Annotated in this window: 21 protein-coding genes and 1 other annotated feature; of the genes, 2 read left to right on the top strand and 19 right to left on the bottom strand. The window is 31.5% G+C overall.

Annotated elements, in window-relative coordinates; genetic code table 11:
• Nucleotides 1-63: 63 nt before the first annotated feature.
• Nucleotides 64-256, bottom strand: a binding site (T-box leader).
• Nucleotides 257-281: 25 nt separating this feature from the next.
• From ACI32A_RS01455 to ACI32A_RS01410, 10 genes are all read right to left on the bottom strand, one after another.
• Entirely contained in the window at nt 282-668 is a 387-nt protein-coding gene (locus tag ACI32A_RS01455) for a hypothetical protein (protein ID WP_439753241.1), read from the bottom strand.
• A complete protein-coding gene (locus ACI32A_RS01450; protein ID WP_439753240.1) occupies nt 637-1029 on the bottom strand; it encodes a prepilin-type N-terminal cleavage/methylation domain-containing protein in 393 nt (130 codons plus the stop codon). The genes ACI32A_RS01455 and ACI32A_RS01450 overlap by 32 nt, the downstream gene beginning before the upstream one ends.
• Nucleotides 992-1147, bottom strand: a complete 156-nt coding sequence (locus tag ACI32A_RS01445) for a hypothetical protein (RefSeq protein WP_439753239.1) — start codon at nt 1145-1147, stop codon at nt 992-994. The genes ACI32A_RS01450 and ACI32A_RS01445 overlap by 38 nt, the downstream gene beginning before the upstream one ends.
• Nucleotides 1140-1523 carry a prepilin-type N-terminal cleavage/methylation domain-containing protein gene (locus tag ACI32A_RS01440; protein ID WP_439753238.1) on the bottom strand — a complete coding sequence of 128 codons (384 nt, stop codon included), beginning with the start codon at nt 1521-1523 and terminating at the stop codon, nt 1140-1142. Before ACI32A_RS01440 ends, ACI32A_RS01445 begins: the two co-directional genes overlap by 8 nt.
• Nucleotides 1501-1797, bottom strand: coding sequence for a competence type IV pilus major pilin ComGC (comGC, locus tag ACI32A_RS01435; protein WP_439753237.1), 297 nt, complete (start codon nt 1795-1797; stop codon nt 1501-1503). Before comGC ends, ACI32A_RS01440 begins: the two co-directional genes overlap by 23 nt.
• 8 nt (nt 1798-1805) lie before the next feature.
• Entirely contained in the window at nt 1806-2672 is an 867-nt protein-coding gene (locus tag ACI32A_RS01430) for a hypothetical protein (RefSeq protein ID WP_439753236.1), read from the bottom strand.
• A gap of 1 nt (nt 2673) precedes the next feature.
• Nucleotides 2674-3657: an ATPase, T2SS/T4P/T4SS family gene (locus ACI32A_RS01425; RefSeq protein ID WP_439753235.1), complete on the bottom strand. Its 984-nt coding sequence runs from the start codon at nt 3655-3657 to the stop codon at nt 2674-2676.
• A 59-nt stretch (nt 3658-3716) separates the two neighbouring features.
• Nucleotides 3717-4319 (bottom strand): MBL fold metallo-hydrolase, encoded by a 603-nt coding sequence (locus ACI32A_RS01420; protein WP_439753234.1) that lies wholly within the window; start codon nt 4317-4319, stop codon nt 3717-3719.
• 36 nt (nt 4320-4355) lie between these two features.
• A complete protein-coding gene (rpmG, locus tag ACI32A_RS01415; protein ID WP_154459099.1) occupies nt 4356-4505 on the bottom strand; it encodes a 50S ribosomal protein L33 in 150 nt (49 codons plus the stop codon).
• Between the two features lie 62 nt (nt 4506-4567).
• Nucleotides 4568-6637 carry a peptidoglycan D,D-transpeptidase FtsI family protein gene (locus ACI32A_RS01410; protein WP_439753233.1) on the bottom strand — a complete coding sequence of 690 codons (2070 nt, stop codon included), beginning with the start codon at nt 6635-6637 and terminating at the stop codon, nt 4568-4570.
• A 71-nt stretch (nt 6638-6708) separates the two neighbouring features.
• Here ACI32A_RS01410 and ispG point away from each other — a divergent pair, with 71 nt between their 5' ends.
• Nucleotides 6709-7782, top strand: a complete 1074-nt coding sequence (gene ispG, locus ACI32A_RS01405) for a flavodoxin-dependent (E)-4-hydroxy-3-methylbut-2-enyl-diphosphate synthase (RefSeq protein ID WP_439753232.1) — start codon at nt 6709-6711, stop codon at nt 7780-7782.
• Here the strand turns inward: ispG and ACI32A_RS01400 are convergent.
• Nucleotides 7774-8619: a deoxyribonuclease IV gene (locus ACI32A_RS01400; protein WP_439753231.1), complete on the bottom strand. Its 846-nt coding sequence runs from the start codon at nt 8617-8619 to the stop codon at nt 7774-7776. The two genes, ispG and ACI32A_RS01400, sit on opposite strands and share 9 nt — an antisense overlap.
• The gene (locus tag ACI32A_RS01395; protein ID WP_439753230.1) at nt 8620-9918 is read right to left on the bottom strand and encodes a DEAD/DEAH box helicase; all 1299 of its coding nucleotides are present in this window, start codon (nt 9916-9918) and stop codon (nt 8620-8622) included. It abuts the gene before it with no gap.
• Nucleotides 9919-9982: 64 nt separating this feature from the next.
• Here ACI32A_RS01395 and ispH point away from each other — a divergent pair, with 64 nt between their 5' ends.
• Complete coding sequence (ispH, locus tag ACI32A_RS01390) at nt 9983-10885, top strand: 4-hydroxy-3-methylbut-2-enyl diphosphate reductase (protein WP_439753229.1); 903 nt, start codon at nt 9983-9985, stop codon at nt 10883-10885.
• Here the strand turns inward: ispH and ACI32A_RS01385 are convergent.
• From ACI32A_RS01385 to ybeY, 7 genes are all read right to left on the bottom strand, one after another.
• A complete protein-coding gene (locus ACI32A_RS01385; protein ID WP_439753228.1) occupies nt 10882-11517 on the bottom strand; it encodes a tRNA (adenine(22)-N(1))-methyltransferase in 636 nt (211 codons plus the stop codon). The two genes, ispH and ACI32A_RS01385, sit on opposite strands and share 4 nt — an antisense overlap.
• A complete protein-coding gene (gene rpoD, locus ACI32A_RS01380; protein ID WP_439753227.1) occupies nt 11514-12737 on the bottom strand; it encodes an RNA polymerase sigma factor RpoD in 1224 nt (407 codons plus the stop codon). The genes ACI32A_RS01385 and rpoD overlap by 4 nt, the downstream gene beginning before the upstream one ends.
• Before the next feature lies 1 nt (nt 12738).
• Nucleotides 12739-14475 (bottom strand): DNA primase, encoded by a 1737-nt coding sequence (gene dnaG, locus ACI32A_RS01375; RefSeq protein ID WP_439753226.1) that lies wholly within the window; start codon nt 14473-14475, stop codon nt 12739-12741.
• Between the two features lie 12 nt (nt 14476-14487).
• Complete coding sequence (locus ACI32A_RS01370; protein ID WP_439753225.1) at nt 14488-15867, bottom strand: glycine--tRNA ligase; 1380 nt, start codon at nt 15865-15867, stop codon at nt 14488-14490.
• 71 nt (nt 15868-15938) lie between these two features.
• Nucleotides 15939-16664: a DNA repair protein RecO gene (gene recO / locus ACI32A_RS01365; protein WP_439753224.1), complete on the bottom strand. Its 726-nt coding sequence runs from the start codon at nt 16662-16664 to the stop codon at nt 15939-15941.
• Nucleotides 16651-17553 carry a GTPase Era gene (gene era, locus ACI32A_RS01360; RefSeq protein WP_439753223.1) on the bottom strand — a complete coding sequence of 301 codons (903 nt, stop codon included), beginning with the start codon at nt 17551-17553 and terminating at the stop codon, nt 16651-16653. Before era ends, recO begins: the two co-directional genes overlap by 14 nt.
• A gap of 13 nt (nt 17554-17566) precedes the next feature.
• Nucleotides 17567-18022: an rRNA maturation RNase YbeY gene (gene ybeY / locus ACI32A_RS01355; protein ID WP_439753222.1), complete on the bottom strand. Its 456-nt coding sequence runs from the start codon at nt 18020-18022 to the stop codon at nt 17567-17569.
• Between the last annotated feature and the right edge of the window lie 613 nt (nt 18023-18635).

Here is an 18635-nt window from a genome sequence, read left to right as displayed (position 1 = left end):
ACCTCCTTTGGGACTTTCACCCTAGACGTATGGCATGCCCGTCATACTAAAAAAACGCCCTTGTCTAAGGACGTTATAAACGCGGTACCACCTTAGTTTTCATGACGAACACTTTCATTTCTTTTATCGCAAGAATTACGGGTAACATTACTTACCGACTCCTTAGTGAGTTCAACAACCGCCATCATCAATTTCCACCAACCATTGATTCTCTATTCATTTTGAATTGTTTACTAGTCTAATTCATCGTCTCTATTGAATATTTTACTTTATTTTTAAAACTAGTCAACAGTTTTAGTTTCCAAGTCATAGATAAAATAATTGTCATAATAAATCAGTACCTCTAAATTTTCATAGCGACAGGAAATATACGTTTCATGGTCTGTTAATACAATTGGAATATTTTCAATTTCAAAATCTTTTCTCAAAATCAATTTAGAATTATCTTTTGAACAAGATCGTACATAGGTATTATTTTTAATCAATGCTTTAGCATGAGAAATTAAAGCCAAGTCAAAATTAGATTGTCGATTACATTGTATTAAATACGCCGATTGCATTGTAAAAACACTAAAATAAGATATACATTGAAATAAAACAAATAAACAAATTAAAGACAAATAAAGAGAATAACCATTATAGAATTTGTGAGCGCATTTCTTTTTCATGGCTACTCCATTCCAGATATATATCATTATCTTCTTGTATAAAAAACGCATAGTCTAAATCTTCCATCCAGATAACATAACCATCTTGTTGAACCAGACGATGATTGTGATAGGATATCTCAATATCTTTTCTTTGATCGATCATATATAAATTTCCATTTTCGACATGAACATTACTTGCCAAGGCACATTTTTGACGAAGTTGAAGAATGGCCATTTGATTTTGATGTTGAAAATCAATAGAAACCATTTGTATACAAGTTTGTAAAATAATCATACAAAGCATAGAAACAATAGAAGTAATCAATAAACTAAGTAATGACTCAATCAGTGTAAAACCATTCTTTTTTAATTGTTTCACTATAAATCCTTTCTTTTTGTCCTTTAAAAGAAGTAATACAAGTCATCAATAATGCAATACAAATCAATACAATCAATAACGATAATAAAGACTCATATAGACTAAATCCATTATTCATAACGTACTCTTCCACTTCCTAATTGATAAATCAATGTTTTCTGTTGTGTTAAAGACTGACAACTATAAGACAATGCCTGGGATATATTTCCATTTGAATTGTAGTGAAAAGAAACAGGTTCACATGTAATAGTTTCAGGATACACATATACAAAGTCATCAAAAACAGCTTGATGTTCTTGTATGGATACATTTTGATTTTGTTTATAAAGAAATGCTTTTTCTTGACAAATAATAGAATATATACGCATTTTTTTCATAAATATATCAAAAGAAGGATCCGGTTTGACAAATGGAATTGTAAAGCACACTAAAATCAAAAGAACAATTAACATTTCAATAATTGTAAATCCATTATTGACTACTGGCTTGTCCATCTATAATCACAATTTCCTTTCCATTTGGACACGTTTGCTGCCCTTCTTTTAAATATCCATTTTCAATAAGTTGATTCACGCTATCTGGTGTAGATTCTTCATTGATTTCATATAACATAATTTGACTATTTACGATTTCAATTAAAGCCTGGCATCCTTTATTTCGAATAACGGCTTCTTTTTGTTGAATATTAGGTAAAGTAATCAGTAATAAGATTGCCATAATCAGTAAAACAATCATCATTTCTAAAATTGTAAATGCATTTTTTTTCATAGTTCCTCCTAAAATCCATTTAACATTTCCAATGGCATTAATACGATGTTATAGACCAAAATCGCAACCAATCCAACGCTTCCATAACTGAGTAATTGAATATAGATGGTCCCTTTATGAATGGTTTGCATTATTTTTTCTTTCGTGGTGTTTAAATACAATTCAATAGAATTCGACAAATGTGCGTTTTGGCTTCCAATTTGATAAAAAGTAATAAAAACAGGATCCATCCATTTAAATTGATTAAATATCGTTTCCATTTTCATTCCTTGCATGGCATAGTCTTCTAATTGATAAAAACTGGAAAATTTCTTGATTTTCTGAAAACATTCAATAGAAGATAATCCCGTATCAAATAAAGAACGAAATAAAATCGCAAATTCATAGGTTTTCCATTGTTTGAAAAAAGGAATATATATCCACATCTTTTTTAGTAAGATAACAAACAACAGCATTCCAATAAAACAACTTGTATAAAATAAATCTAAAATTTGAAATAAAATCAGAGATTGGTTTTCACTTTGAAAAGAAGTTAATGCTGGTAAAATGGAATGGTTGAAAAAACGTATCATACCAAAACAGAAAAAGAATATAAATAAAGGATAATAAAGTTTCTTTATACAGTCTTTTACAATGTCTTGTTTTTGTTCTAATAAAGTAAATGTACAAGAAAGTGCTTCTTTCATATTTAAAAAATCTAAAAAAAAATGAAAATACTGGTTCATTTTTTTATTTTTAAAATGAAAAGATTCAGCTAGTGTTTTGCCTTTATTTAATTCATTTTGAATAAAATTTTTATTTTTAAAACAAAGTTCGATCATTTCTTCAATCGGTAATCCGTGGTCTAACAACAAATAAAATAAATGAATTTCCATATCATAAATCCAGCAAGTCATATTTTGCCTGGGTGTCAATGATATTTCCTGATTCAATTTGTTTTTGAATTTTTTTAGATAGCGTTTGAAAGTGTGAAGGATATTTTCTGTTTTGAAGTGCGTATTGTAAGTCTTCTTTGGATAAGATTTCATAGATGCATTCCCTTCCTTGTCTGGATTGATAAATACGACTGGATATAATAGCTGTCAATACTTGTTTTAATTGCGATAAAGGTAAACCAAAATCTAATAAGCGTTCAATTGTCTCTAAACTATTTTTGGCATGTAATGTTGTAAATACAAAATGACCTGTTAAACTAGCTCTTAAAACCATTTTTGCACTATATGCATTTCTTGTTTCACCAATAAAAATCACATCCGGATCGTGTCGAAGTAATTCTTCAATGCCTTTTTCATATGTAAATCCCTGGTTTTCATTTATTTGAAGTTGTAAATAGGTATCGTCTTTAATTTCAATTGGATCTTCTAAACTCACGACTTTGTTTTGTTTTAATAAACCGATTTCATGTAAAATCGCATGTAATGTCGTAGTTTTTCCGCAGCCAGTAGGACCACTCATAATAATCAATCCATTTCTTCTATGAACAAGTGAATAGAAAAATTCTATTGTTTTATTGTCGTGACATAGTTCATTGATTGTGAAAAACATATTGTTGTTAAGAATACGTAATACACCTGTTTGAATGGATTGATTGACAATAACAGAAAAGCGACAAGAAATCGTTTTTTGTATTTGAATATTAAATTGGCCACTTTGAGGTAGATAGGGATTGGTTAAGTCGAAATGAGATTTATATTTTAAATATTCAAAGAAATCCGGATTCCATATATCTTGTAAAAGTTCTTGAAATCCATTTGGAGTACGAAATGTAATTTTAAGATGATTCTCTTTTAGAATAAAATGAATATCACTTGCCATTTGATCTAATGCATATTCTAATAATGTCTGTAATAATTGTTCCATATTCTTTTATACGTAATAAATTTTAAAAACGCAAAAAAAAATTGCCACAAATGTGACAATTATAAATATGGATTCCATTTTTTTTCTTCATCCAATGTAGACAAAGGACCATGACCAGGTAAAACATGATAATTTTCTTTGATTGTTTTCAGTTTTTCTAAAGAATTCATCATTTGTGTATATGAACCCGTTGGTAAATCTGTTCTTCCAATAGAACCTTGAAATAAAACATCTCCTGTAATTAATAAAGGTCCAATTTGATAGACTGTAGAACCAATGGTGTGTCCTGGACAAAACAGTGCATTGACTTCAAAGTTTCCAATGGTTTGTTTTCCTTGTACTATGGCTTTTGGTTTGGAATGAAGAATGAGTTGATGCGTATGATAATAGGAATGATTTAATTTTGGATTGGTTAAGAATTCAAATTCTTTAGGATTGCAATATAAGTCACAACCCAATTGATCCACTATATCATCTACGCCACCAATATGATCATAATGTGTATGTGTTAAAAGAATCGCATCAATTGTTATTTCATATTCTTTCATCATTTCTTTGACATCGAACTTGTCCCCGGGATCGACAATTAAAGCGTGATGGTTTTCTATCAGAATATAACAATTGGCTTGTACAGGTCCCAATGTATATGTTACTACTTGCATAAACTTATATTAAAAAAGACCAGTATTTGGCCTTTCTTATTTTTTCTCCTTATGATCAGTTTTTTGATTACATTTAGGACAATATTTTTTAATAACCATCTTATCAGGATGTTTCTTTTTATTTCTTGTACCGATGTAGTTTTCATTACCACAAACAGAACATTTAAAAATAATACGATCTCTCATGGTCTGACCTCCTTACATATTGCTTTCCTATTCTACCATAACAAATCCTTTGAGTGCAAGAACTATTGTGGATACAATTCAAAATATTTTTTTAATACTTTTGCGGTTACTGTATCGGTACACAAGTTCTTTGATACTTCCTGAGAGTTAATGGAAGAAGTAGGTGCCGCACATGCAAAAGCGACACTTGGATTTTCATATGGTGCATATCCAACAAAGATGGCCGTCGTCCATTCCCCTACTTCGGCAGTTCCTGTTTTACCAGCCACACCTTGTTCCATTTCCTTTAATTCCGATCCACAGTTTCCTGAAGATACACAAGCTCTAAATCCTTCTTGCACTCGATTTAAATATTCATCTGATTTATCCCCAGTTAAGCGATTCCGTAATTCTTTTTCATATACTTCAACGACCTGGTTGCTATTAACTTCTGTCGCGTAGGAATACAGTCTTGGTTTATAAGTCGATCCCGAACTGGCAATAGTGGAAACATATTCCAGTAACTGTATTGGCGTATACATATCATATTGACCAATGGAATAGTTTAACAACATTCCAGCTAAAGTATTGACAGATTGATAACCAGCTACTTCACCTGGAACATCAATACCCGTTAAATTTCCTAAACCAAAGCTGGTATAATATTTTCGCATTAAGTTCAAAGTACCCGGAACATCATTGACTACCAGTGGTTCACCTTCTATATAGCTTCCCTTTGCCAGACGAATCGCAATATTAAACATATAAACATTACTTGAAACTTGTAATGCTTTAATATCATCGACAGGTCCATGTTCTTCATAAGAAGAAAATTCTTCTCCAGCAATATTCATTGTTTTATCCACAATGACTTCTCCAGGTTGGATAACCCCTTCCATAAGGCCCATATAAACCGTAGCCCCTTTAATGCTGGAACCCGGATTGACAAGAGATGTATAATTTCCCGATGCGTAATATGTTAATTCTTTTGTATCTAAATCAATTTGATATCCCGATAAAGCCAGCATAGAACCATCATTGGGATCCATCATACACATAAACAACGATTTAAAGTTTTCACGACGCTCCGTTCCTGCATATTCCTGCAATACACTTTTAACAGTTTCATCCATAGTTTGCTGTAATTCAATGTCAATTGATAAATAAATGTCATAGCCTTTTACGGCACTTCGTACAACTTCTTTATGTGCCAAACCATTGGAATCATATGTAATAATGGATTCTTCGGATGTCCCTGCCAATAAATCATTGTATTGAAATTCCAATCCAGATGTTCCTACAGAAGCATTGGATTGATATCCTTTCTGAATATAATAAGAATAGTAAGCTTCTGGTAATCCTTCTGTACTTGTTGATACATTTCCTAAGACATCGGATAAACATTCTCCATATGGATATTCTCGTTTCCATCCTCCAAAATCCACTTCAAAGCCTGGAAATTCTGTTTTATGTTCAACCAGATAAGAAACTGCATCATCGTCTACATCTTCTAAAACAACATTTTCCTGTCCCGTAGAGGCATTGGCGACCATTCGCTGATAAATGACACAGGTTTTAAGGTCTTTATCGCTCATTTCTTTTAAATGTTCTTCTTTGATTCGATTATATAATAAGCCATAGCGAATGCTTTCAGCATTGGCTCCCCAGCTTCCATTGGCATATTCTTCATTTTCTTTATCTGTCAATAAATCCTTGGCTGCGTATTTTGAATCCGTATAGGAATAATTTAATGTACGATATGTAATAAAAGCTTCTTTTTTATCTCTTTCTGTTAATTCATCTTCATCCAATCCAAAGACTTCCACAATTCGCTGTGCATATAATAAATAATCATCAACACTCATATTTTGTGGAGACGTATATGTAATATTATGGCTAACAACCGTTTTAGCCAGTACATTTCCATTTCGATCATAGATTTGACCTCTTGGTGCACTGACATATTGACGAATCGATGTATAATCATCTTTTTTTTCTACATAGGAATCGTGTTGAATCACTTGAATGGTAAATAATCGTCCAATAATAGCCGTAAAAGAAATAAAGATGACTAAGGCAAGTACGATAATACGACTTGTAATCGTTTCATTAATCGATTTATTTTCCATTTTTCTTTTTTTTCTTTTAAACACAAAAAAAGCCCCCTATTGATTCTATTATACATATTTTTTATGAAATTGCGATTTTTTCGTATACGTGTATAATGAAAATGAAAGAAGGTTTGTCTATGAATCGAAATGAAACACGTCAAGTCAAAATAAAAAATTTAGAATTAGGCCATAATTCAAAAGTATATATTCAATCTATGTGCAATATTCCAACCAAACAAGTAAAAAAAGTTGTTGAACAAATTTTGTGTCTGGAAAAAATGGGATGTGAAATTATTCGTGTCAGTTGTTTAGATATGGAAGATGCCAAAGCCATTGCTCAAATTCAAAAACAAATACACATTCCGTTGGTAGCCGATATTCACTTTGATTATAAATTAGCTTTAGCTTGTATTGAAGCCGGTGCGGATAAAATTCGTTTAAATCCAGGAAACATTGGATCCAAAGAAAATGTAAAAAAAGTGGTGAGTGCCTGTAAAGAAAAAGGAATACCTATTCGTATCGGAATCAATAGTGGTTCTTTAGAAAAAGATATCCATGATAAATATGGGAAACCAACAGCCCAAGGCATGATAGAAAGTGCCCAGCGTCATATTTCTATTTTAGAAGAATGTGATTTCTATGATACCGTTTTATCTTTTAAATCCAGTGATCCTTTACTTTGTATAGAAGCCTATCGCTTAGCTAGTCAAACTTTTGATTATCCTTTGCATCTTGGTGTAACAGAAGCGGGTACCACTTTAACAAGCGCCATTAAGAGTTCTCTGGCTTTGGGGACTTTATTAATGGAAGGCATTGGAAATACTATTCGTATTAGTGTCAATGGAGCGCCTGAAAAAGAAATTCCGATTGTTAAGGAATTATTAAAAGATTGTCGTTTAATAAATCGTGTACCTAATTTAATTGCTTGTCCAACTTGTGGTCGTACACAATGGGATATGGAACCAGCTGTAAATGAAATAGAAGCCTATCTTCAAACCATTCATAAAGATATTACGGTTGCGATTATGGGTTGTGCTGTCAATGGACCTGGAGAAGCCAAACATGCTGATATTGCCATCGCTGGTGGAAAAAAAGAAGGCTTGTTGATAAAGCGTGGTCAAATTATTGAAAAATTAAAACAAGAAGATATTGTGAATCGTTTAAAAAAAGAAATTGACTTATTCTAGAGTCAATTTCTTTATTTCTTCTTTATAAGGTGGTTTTCCATCTATATAAGGTGTTTCTAAAATCATAGGAATGCCTTCAAGTTTTGGATGATGAACAATGGAATGTAGAATATCAAATCCAATATACCCTTGTCCTATATTTTCATGGCGATCTTTATGAGCGCCTTTTTCATTTTTCGAATCATTGATATGAATGACAGCCAAATTATCTAAACCAATGATTTCATCAAATTCATTTAGTACTTGATCAAAATTCTCTAAAGAATATCCAGCATCATGAATATGACAAGTATCTAAGCATACTTTAATACGTTCTTTCTTGATTATCTGATTTTTAATATAAGCAATTTCTTCAAATGTAGACCCTATTTCACTTCCTTTTCCAGCCATCGTTTCTAAGGCAATACATACATTTGAATTATCTTGTTCTAAAACTTGATTTAATCCATCAATCACTTGTTTTAAACCCGCTTCTTTTCCAGCTTTGACATGAGAACCAGGATGTAAAACAAGAATAGAAGCTCCTATTTCATGAACACGCTTGAGTTCTTCTTTTAAAAAATCACAACCAAAACTAAATGTATCTAAATTTAAACTGTTTCCTATATTAATAATATAAGGCGCATGAACAATCACATTTTCTATTTTAAAATCATTTTCTTTCATGAGCTCTTTAGCTTGTTCAATTTTAAATTGATCAATAGAAACTCGTTTTGAATTACTTGGTGGACCTGTATAAATCATACAAGCATTGGCTTGATAAGAAAGTGCTTCTTGGATAGATCCTAAAAAGTAATGAGGCGCTTTCAAAGATACATGACAACCTAAAACAATCATTTACTTCTCCTTTAATTTGGCAATGGCTCTTTCTTTTTGCTGGCGTTTGATATCATTTCGAATCATTTCTCTTCTTTTTTTACGACGAAGCCGATCAATTTCTTCTCTTTGTTTCTTTTTATAATTTGGTTTGACTTTTGTTTTTTTATTTGTGATTTTTTTGACTTCAATTTCAATTGGATCTTCTTTTTTAGTTTTAGTTCTGGCTTTTAAATCAACGATTTGATGATTTTTAATATCTTTTTGATCAAAGACAATTCCTCTTTTTTCTAAAGAACGAATCGCTTGTCGATCATTTTCCTGGTATAAAGCAATACACATTCCATCTCGATTCACTCTTCCTGTTCGACCAGCTCTATGAATATAGAAATTTATATCTTTTGGAAAACCACAGCTAATAACATGTGTAATACCGTCTAAATCAATACCACGACTGGCCACATCACTGGCTACGATATAGCTTTTTTTCTGGCTTTGAATGGCTTTAATGGCTTTATATCGTTCTCTGGATTCCAATCCACCATGTATTTCTACTAAATCATAGTTATGTTCTCGTAAATAATCTGCGATTTCACTGGCTTGGTTTGTGGTATTGGCAAAAATTAAACAAATATAGGGATTGATGCATGGAAGCACATCCAATAATCGTTCTTTATAGCTTTTGTGTTTGCATGAAATTAAAAGATGTTTCACATCGCTTTGATATTCTTCATCTGTTGAGATTTGAATCCATTCTGGCTCATATAAATATTTCTTTAGAAAGGGTTGCAGTTCCTGAGGAATCGTTGCAGAAAATACCATTAACTGAATCTTTTTATCCATATGCGACAAAATCTGGTCAATGTCTTCTAAAAATCCAAATTCAAGAGTCATATCTGCTTCATCAATAATCATAATTTTTGCTGTATCTAAACGCAATACATTTTCCTGAATGAATAAATCTTTCATTCGCCCAGGAGTTCCAATAATAATTTGAGCTTGAATGGTACTGGTATTTTTTTCCATTCCACCTGTTACTAATTTAGTTTTTATTCCAAAAGCATCGCTTATTTTTTTACAGCGTTCATATAATTGATAAGCTAATTCACGTGTTGGTGCGGAAATAACAGCTTGTACATTTTTATCCTCTAAATCTATTTTTTCAAAAATAGTCATGAAAAACGCATGGCTTTTTCCTGATCCTGTACTGGAAATACCAATACAGTCTCTGTTTTTATTTTTTCTTTCTACGATTGCTTTTTGAATGGGTGTCAATTCTTTAAAGCGTTCAATTTCCATTATTTTTTCAATTCGGTTCATATATACCTCCTGTTTCTATTTAATCATAATTTGACAAAATATATAATATTTGTATCATTGAAGTATGAAACAATTTCAAATTCAAATGTTAAATCCACAAGGTTATTGTGGTGGTGTTTTAAGGGCCATTGATATTGCCAAGAAAACACGGTTTAAACATCCTAATGAAAAAATCACTATATTAGGCAATCTTGTACATAATCATTATGTACAAGAAGCGCTCAAATATCATAACATAGAAACGGTCGATGTCAAAAACAAATCGCGCTGGGATTTATTAGATGATATTCAAGATGGTATTGTGATTTTTACGGCTCATGGTATTAGTGAAGATGTAAAGAAAAAAGCAATTGAAAAGAATTTAACAATTGTGGATGCTACGTGTCCTTTTGTTTCCCAGACACAGAAAATTGTGAATGAATATATTAATAAGGGTTATGTGATTTTCTATATTGGAAAGAAAAATCATCCAGAAGCTGAAGGCATTTATTTTAATCGTCATCAAGTATATTTAATTGAAAAAGAACAAGATATTCCAAAAGTTGATCTTCCTGTATTTGTGACCAATCAAACAACAATGTCTATATTGGATATCAAAGATTTATTTGATTGTATTCATGAATTATATCCAGAAGCCATTTTTCATGATGAAATCTGTAATGCCACTCGTATTCGTCAACAAGCTATTTTAAATTTAAAAGATACGGGAATTGATGTATTAATTGTGGTTGGCGATCCATCCAGCAACAATACGTCTCAATTAGCAAATATTGGTAAGATTGCAGGAATTCCTCAAATCATAAAAGCGCAAAGTGTAGATGATATTGATATTGATTCTATTGCAGATCATGCTCATATTGCGATTACTTCAGGAGCAAGTACGCCAATGTATTTAACCAATATGATTTATGAATACTTGAAAAATCCAGATAAAAAAGAAAAAATACGCATTGAGAATATACTCTAGCGTATTTTTTTTATAGATTCTAATCGATTAAGAACATTTTCTTTTTTATTTTCTGGCATCCATTGAAGAATATGTGTCCATTTCTTTTCCTGGTAATCCAAATAAGCTTGAAAACAATCATCTTTTAATACATTTTTTCCATAAAATATTTCTTCTTGTGATAAATTATAAGAATTTGATGTATATTTACATTTTATAATCGGATAAAAATGATCATCTTGAATCATCTTCTCACAAATAATTTCAAAACCATTTTCACACGCAAATTGTCGAAAGATTTCTACGTCTTTATGAGGAGAAATAACGAAAGTCGTTCCAATAGGAATAGGATGTTTTAAAATATCCACAATTGTACTAGCTCCCATACCCGCAATAACAATGATATCTACATCTTCTTTTACTTGTTTTAAACCATTGGATAAAACACATTCAATTTTATCTTCCAGGCCATGTTTTTGTATAGAAACTAAAGCATTATCTAATGGGCCTTGAGCAATATCACAGGCATAGGCTTTTTGTACGCGCCCTTCTAAAATAGCTTGTATACAGACATAACCATGGTCACAGCCAATATCGGCTAATACATTTCCATCAATCCAGTTGACGACTTCTTGTAAGCGTTTGGAAATCATTTCATAAAATCCTTTAATCTTTTTGAACGATTCGGGTGTTTTAATTTCCGTAATGCTTTGGCTTCAATTTGACGAATACGTTCACGAGTGACATTAAATTCTTTTCCCACTTCTTCTAATGTTCGAGTACGTCCATCTTCTAAGCCAAAACGAAGACGTAACACTTTTTCTTCTCGTTCCGTAAGTCCACATAAAGCTGCATTGATTTCGTCTTTCAACAATTGATTGTTGGTATATTCACCAGGTGATAAAGTAATTTTGTCTTCAATAAAATCTCCTAAATGCGAGTCGTCTTCTTCGCCAATTGGTGTTTCTAAAGAAACAGGATCCAATGAAATTTTTTGAATTTCTCTGACTTTTTCAGGCGAAATATTTCCCATTCTTTCGGCAATTTCTTCCGGTGTTGGATCTCTTCCTAAATCTTGAATTAATTGTCTTTGAATGCGTGTTAACTTATTAATAGTTTCCACCATGTGAACAGGAATTCGAATTGTTCGTGCCTGATCCGCAATGGCCCGTGTAATACTTTGGCGAATCCACCATGTCGCATATGTAGAAAACTTAAATCCTTTTGTGTAATCAAATTTATCTACTGCTTTAATCAGGCCACAGTTTCCTTCTTGAATTAAATCCAGAAACAGCATGCCTCTTCCTACATATTTTTTCGCAATGGAAACAACTAAACGTAAATTCGCAGAAATCAGTTTTTGTTTGGCTTGTTCGCCTTCTTCAATGATTTCCTGTAATTGTTCTTTTTCTTCTGGCAAACATGTTTGAATTTGTTCTTTGGCATTGATGCCATCTTGTATGGATTTGGCAATAATTGGTTCTTCTTTTGGATCTAATAAAGGAATTTGTCCTATTTCTTTTAAATACATCTTAACAGGATCGTTAATACGGGCTTGAGACTGTGCCGCAAAGGCTAGTTCTAATTCCGATATTTCATTTTCAATAGAAGATTCATAAGAATCATCTAATTCTTCTTCAACCGATTCACTGTCTAATAAATCGTCATCGTCTTCTTCGTTGATGAAAATAATATTGTTTTGACTGCACCAGTCAAAAAATTCATCAATCATATCATCAGACAGATTCAAATCGGTTAATTTGTCCATTAAATCGACTTGCGAAATTTCTATTTCTTGAGCGTTTCTGGCAAGAAGAAATGTTTGAATTTCTTCAGTAGAAGTAAATTTTTGATTCTTCATTTCTAAGATCATATTACCCATCCTTTCGACGAAGTTCTATTTTTTGTGAGATAAATTCATTTTTTTTCATAGCCAGCTTAGCTTTTTCCAGTGGATTAGAAAGCTGTGCAATTTGGGAATTAATGAGTTCGATTTGATCTTGTAAAGCACATTCTTTAATTTTACATATACTATCAAGAAATAATTCTTCTTGATATGTGCCATCAAATTCATTTAAACACTCCACTAATAAATTTCTCACATCTTCTTCTTCAATTCGAGACAAGAGTGTGTCTACATCAATTGTTTTATTTTGTCGATATAGATCATAACAATATAGGGATAATTGATTACAAACTGGATTTTGAAAAAACCCAATTTCATTTTGAAATTTTTCCGCTGCTTTTTTACTAACTAATATATTCGCTAAAACAGCTTTTTCTGCACTATATCGTCCAGGTGTGAGTTCATTAAAATACATTGGACGATATTCTTTTTCTTTTTTTGTGACAGGATTTGTCATATTGGAAAAATCAAATCCTGTTAAACTTTGAATTCGTTTTAAATATAAGCTTTTTTCATAGTCTAATGCACATTTTTGTACATAGGAATAAATTTCCTGCGCATATTGTTTCTTATCTTCATAATTATTTAATGAATAAATCGTTTGTAGATAATCAAATAAGAAATCAATAAAAGATATGGTGACATTTAACTGTGAAATAAGCTCTTCTTTTCCATATTTTTCTAAAATTTCATCGGGATCGAGTTTTGATTTATTTTGAATAATCTGAAATTTCAATCCCTTTTCAACAGCCAGTTTTCCAAATTTATAAGTCGCATTTTGACCTGCATTATCTCCATCATAGCCAACTAAAATATCCACTTGAAGTTTTTTCAATAATTGAATTTGTGCTGGAGTACAAGCCGTTCCTAAACACGCAACTGCTTCTTGTATACCGGCTTTTTCATAGGCAATGACATCCATAGCCCCTTCCACTAAGATACACCTTTTATTTTTGCGAGCACTTTGTTTGGCTCGATGATAGTTAAATATCAGATTTCCTTTTTCATAAATAGGTGTTTTTGTGGTATTGATATATTTTGAAACATCTTTGGAATCATCTAATCGACGTGCTGTAAATCCAACAGGATTTCCGTTTTCATCATGAATTGGAATAATAAATCGATCATAAAATAAAATAGATGGATTGTATGTATCATAAATCAAACCCACTTTTTGTAAGTTTTCATCCGATATTTGTTTGGCCTGTAGAAAACGATAGCTGCTTTGGGCATCGGGTGCATACCCCATTTCAAATTTTTGAATAATACTATCTGGAATGTGTCTTCCCTTAATATAGGATAGACATTTTTGTCCTTCTGGTGTATGAAGTTCATATTGTGTATATTGAATAAAAGTATTCAATATATCAAAATATTTCTGGTTTTCATTTTCTTTTTTTTGTTCTACTTGAAAAGATAGAGGATAATGAATTATAGAAGCGACTTTATAAACGGCTTCAGGAAAAGAAATGTTTTCGATTTTTGATACAAATGTAAAAACATTTCCACCAACTCCACAAACAAAACATTTAAAGATTTGTTTTTCTTCATTGATCATAAGACTTGGATCGTGGTCATTATGAAAAGGACAAATACAGCGATATTCTTTTCCTTTTTTTTCTAATGTCACGTATTGACTGACAATGTCAATGATATCCGCTCGTTTGCGGATTTCTTTCATATCCTCTTCTTTAATCCAACTCAAAATAACTCCTTTTTAAAAGCGAATTCTTTTTTGCAGTATATCCGCTAAATCTTCTAATTTAATTCTTTCTTGTTCCATTGTGTCACGATTTCTTAATGTCACACAACCATCTTTTTCGGTTTCATAATCAATTGTGACACAGAAAGGTGTTCCAATAGAATCTTGTCGACGATACCGTTTTCCAATGTTTCCAGCTTCGTCATATGTACAAGTCATTTCTTTTGATAAGTTTGTGAAAACATCCATTGCTTTTTCACTTAATTTTTTTGTGAGTGGTAAAACAGCTACTTTATAAGGCGCTAAATATGGATGTAACTTTAATACAATTCGTTCTTCTTTTTCTAATTGCTCTACTGTATAGGCTTCACACATTACAGCTAATATCAATCGTTCAACACCTACGCTTGGTTCAATGACATATGGAATATATTTTTCATTAGTTTCCTGGTCAAAATATTCCATGCTTTGTTTAGATGTATTTTGATGAGCTTTTAAGTCAAAGTCTGTACGAGAAGCAATTCCCCATAATTCTCCCCAGTCAATTGGGTCTCCAAACATATATTCTATGTCTGTTGTGGCATTGGAATAATGGGCTAATTCTTCTGGATCGTGGTCACGTAAACGAATATTTTCTTCTTGAAGTCCTAAGTCTTTTAAGAATTGTACACAGTTTGTGCGATAATAATCAAACCAGTCTAATTCTGTTCCTGGTTTACAGAAAAATTCCAATTCCATTTGTTCGAATTCACGTGTACGGAAAATGAAGTTTCCTGGTGTGATTTCATTTCTAAAACTTTTTCCAATTTGTCCAATCCCAAATGGTAATTTTTTACGCATAGAACGTTGAACATTTTTGAAGTTCACAAAAATTCCCTGTGCTGTTTCTGGTCGAAGATAAATTGTACTTTTGGCATCTTCTAGAACACCCTGGAATGTTTTAAACATTAAATTAAATTGACGAATGTCCGTAAAGTTTTTAGCTCCACATTTTGGACAACAAATATCATGTTCACGAATATAATTTTCCATTTCTTCATTCGTCCATCCCCCGCAGCTGACTTCATGATTGGTTGCTTCTTCAATCAATTGATCGGCACGATGACGGGATTTACATTCTTTACAGTCCATTAATGGATCGGAAAAACCTCCTACGTGTCCACTGGCAACCCAGACATTTGGATTCATTAAGATGGCACTTTGAAGTCCACAGTTATTTGGATCTTCCTGAATAAAACGTTTCCACCATGCGTTTTTAATATTGTTTTTTAATTCGATTCCTAATGGACCAAAGTCCCATGTATTTGCTAAACCTCCATAGATTTCAGATCCCTGATATACAAAACCTGAATTTTTCATGTGAGCGACTACTTCATTAAATGATTTTTGACTCATAATATCCTCCTGCAATTTCAAATTATATTATACCCTAAAACAAAAAAAATCTAAAGGTGTTGCCTTTAGATTCATAGATTTAATATAGTTTGTAAAAAAGAAATGGATTTTAATTCAATTTGTTCGTGTTGGCAATACCAGTTGAATAGAAATAAGATTTGTTCAATGGTAAAAGTATAAGTTTCAATAAATTCTTTGATTTGGTTTTCTGTAAAATGAAATAAAGAATAATACATAACGAGTTCTTCTTTTTTCATAACGGGATATCGATTTTGATTGCATGAATGACATAAAAAACCACCTTCCTGTATGGAAATGGTTTCAATGTTGTGTGTACTATGACAGATTACACAATTTTTAACATGCATACTAAATCCATCTTTTTTTAATATGTCTTTTAAACAAATACAAACCATTGTATATGCTTTTTCATTGTCTGTTTGAAAATATTGCAGCATCTTTTGAAAATGCGAAAATAACAATTCATCAATTTCTGTTCGTTTTATGCAATCACAAACAACTTGACAAAGACTTTGTTTGACTAAATCCTGCTGGATTTTATAATACGATTCAATGACATATCCACTTGTTAATACAGGAAATTTAGATTGCGTTAAAGAGACGTTAACATAGCTATAGGGTTGTGTACAAATTCGATTTTTTGATGTTTGTTTTAAAGCGCCTTTGGCTAAATATGAAACAATACCATTTGGTGTCAATACATAAACAATTAAATCGGTTTCTCTATATTCCATATTAGAAATCACAATTCCCTGTATTTCATTAACCAAGCTCATCGTTTAATTCATCCAATCCGAATTCTTTGATTTTCTGTTCATGATTGCGCCAATTCTTTTCAACACGGACATATAGTTCTAATTCGACTTTCTGATTCAATTTTTTAGATAATTCTTTTTGAGCATCTAATCGAATCGAAGAAATCATTTTTCCTTGTTTTCCAATTAAGATTCCTTTTTGACTGTCACGATCGACGACAATCATCATATAAAATTTTACAGAATCTTCAAATTGTTCTTTCTTTTCCATTAAAACCGCAATACTATGTGGTACTTCTTCTCTTGTTTTAAATAATATTTTTTCTCGTACAATTTCACAGATTTGAAAATTCAAGTCATGATCGCTTTTCATTTCTTCTGGAAAATACATAGGTCCTTCAGGGATATATTGATAAAAAACTTTTAAGAGTTCTTCAATATTATTGTTTCGTAAAGCTGAAATCGGTACAATTTCATTAAAGTCATATACAGATTGCCAATGTAACAATCGTTTCATGAGTTTTTCTTTTGGTAAGCGATCAACTTTATTCACAATTAAAATAACAGGTTTATGCAAAGCCTGAATACGATTTAAAATAAATTCATCGCCACTTCCAAAGCTTTGTGTCACATCAATGATCCATCCAATGCAGTCACAATCTTCCATGGCTGTATATGCATTTTTATTAAGGACTCTTCCTAATTGCTGCTGTGGTTTATGAATTCCTGGTGTATCTACAAAAATATATTGGGCTTCTTCTCTTGTCAAAATACCTGAGATATTATTTCTTGTTGTATTGGGTTTATCGGACATAATTGCGATTTTTTCTCCCAATAATGCATTTAAAAGAGTACTCTTTCCAGCATTGGGTCTACCAACAATGGCAATAAAACCTGATTTATATTCCATAATCTTTTCCTTTCTATCGTTTCACAATGTCATCCAAGATTAAATCCTGTAGGGCAAACATTTCTTTTTCGTCTTCAATACACATATGATCAAAACCCAATAAATGAAGGATTCCATGACAAAATAAGAAACAAGCTTCTCTTCGTAAAGAATGACCATAGTCTTGTGCCTGATCTCGAATGGCTTGTACATTGATAAAGATATCACCAAGTTCTTCTTGCACTTCTTCAATTTCAAATTCTTCCATTTCATCTTGAAGCGCAAAACTAATCACATCCGTACTTCGATCTATATTTCGATAGTCTCTATTGATTTCATGGATTCTTTCTGGTGTCACAAAAATAACAGAACAACATGAGTTCTTATTTCGATTCAATAAAGTCAAAGCTTTATTAAAAATAAGTTCATAATCTTTTTTATAACGATAAATACTTTTATCTTTTGCTTCATTAATAATCACAATTTCCATACTATTAGTATACACAAAAGTAAAAAAAAACCAACAAATTCATATTTCTGAATAGTTTATATCCTGAAACATAAAATGCTGGTTAAAAATATGATTTAAGTATCAAATACTAAATTTTATGATTGAGCTAATAGTCATTGATGGAGGAGCAATTAAATCAAAAGATGATAATTTTCCTTAATTCGTGCTATAAATCTGTTTCGAAAAGCCACTATTCCAATATAAAAGAAGAAAAATTCTCACTATGAGTTTCTAGATATTTTAGGTACTTTTAATTGAATACTCTAACAATAAGAACTACTTGTACATTTACTGTTAAAAGAAAAATTTTTCTGTGCTTTCATCCAACGCATTTAACCTATTCTAATCTCTCATTAACAGTTGTACAGAGAAAGTCATTCTTAACGAGTTTCTCTGCAAATAATTCAACCATTTCTTATATAAATTGCTCTAAATCGTGGAAAAAGCGGCTTTTCTATATAGATAAAGTAGCTCTATGTCGTGGATTATAAGGATTCACTAGAATGAAAATTCATTATTTTTTTTAAAGTATCTAATTTTTTTTCGCTAAGTTCAACTAAAAAGTTGATAATTGTACGTCAATAATGTCAAT

It is taken from the genome of Floccifex sp. (genome assembly GCF_051873555.1).
Classification (GTDB): Bacteria; Bacillota_I; Bacilli_A; order Erysipelotrichales; family Erysipelotrichaceae; genus Floccifex.
Note: the sequence above shows the minus strand (reverse complement) of the source record. Positions and strands in the feature narration are given on the sequence as shown.

Coding starts and splice junctions, on each gene's coding strand:
- ACI32A_RS01455 (WP_439753241.1), bottom strand. CDS start 668: ATGAAAAAGAAATGCGCTCACAAATTCTATAATGGTTATTCTCTTTAT.
- ACI32A_RS01445 (WP_439753239.1), bottom strand. CDS start 1,147: ATGAATAATGGATTTAGTCTATATGAGTCTTTATTATCGTTATTGATT.
- ACI32A_RS01440 (WP_439753238.1), bottom strand. CDS start 1,523: ATGGACAAGCCAGTAGTCAATAATGGATTTACAATTATTGAAATGTTA.
- comGC (WP_439753237.1), bottom strand. CDS start 1,797: ATGAAAAAAAATGCATTTACAATTTTAGAAATGATGATTGTTTTACTG.
- ACI32A_RS01430 (WP_439753236.1), bottom strand. CDS start 2,672: ATGGAAATTCATTTATTTTATTTGTTGTTAGACCACGGATTACCGATT.
- ACI32A_RS01425 (WP_439753235.1), bottom strand. CDS start 3,657: ATGGAACAATTATTACAGACATTATTAGAATATGCATTAGATCAAATG.
- ACI32A_RS01420 (WP_439753234.1), bottom strand. CDS start 4,319: ATGCAAGTAGTAACATATACATTGGGACCTGTACAAGCCAATTGTTAT.
- rpmG (WP_154459099.1), bottom strand. CDS start 4,505: ATGAGAGATCGTATTATTTTTAAATGTTCTGTTTGTGGTAATGAAAAC.
- ispG (WP_439753232.1), top strand. CDS start 6,709: ATGAAAATGAAAGAAGGTTTGTCTATGAATCGAAATGAAACACGTCAA.
- ACI32A_RS01400 (WP_439753231.1), bottom strand. CDS start 8,619: ATGATTGTTTTAGGTTGTCATGTATCTTTGAAAGCGCCTCATTACTTT.
- ACI32A_RS01395 (WP_439753230.1), bottom strand. CDS start 9,918: ATGAACCGAATTGAAAAAATAATGGAAATTGAACGCTTTAAAGAATTG.
- ispH (WP_439753229.1), top strand. CDS start 9,983: ATGAAACAATTTCAAATTCAAATGTTAAATCCACAAGGTTATTGTGGT.
- ACI32A_RS01385 (WP_439753228.1), bottom strand. CDS start 11,517: ATGATTTCCAAACGCTTACAAGAAGTCGTCAACTGGATTGATGGAAAT.
- rpoD (WP_439753227.1), bottom strand. CDS start 12,737: ATGATCTTAGAAATGAAGAATCAAAAATTTACTTCTACTGAAGAAATT.
- ACI32A_RS01370 (WP_439753225.1), bottom strand. CDS start 15,867: ATGAGTCAAAAATCATTTAATGAAGTAGTCGCTCACATGAAAAATTCA.
- recO (WP_439753224.1), bottom strand. CDS start 16,664: ATGAGCTTGGTTAATGAAATACAGGGAATTGTGATTTCTAATATGGAA.
- era (WP_439753223.1), bottom strand. CDS start 17,553: ATGGAATATAAATCAGGTTTTATTGCCATTGTTGGTAGACCCAATGCT.
- ybeY (WP_439753222.1), bottom strand. CDS start 18,022: ATGGAAATTGTGATTATTAATGAAGCAAAAGATAAAAGTATTTATCGT.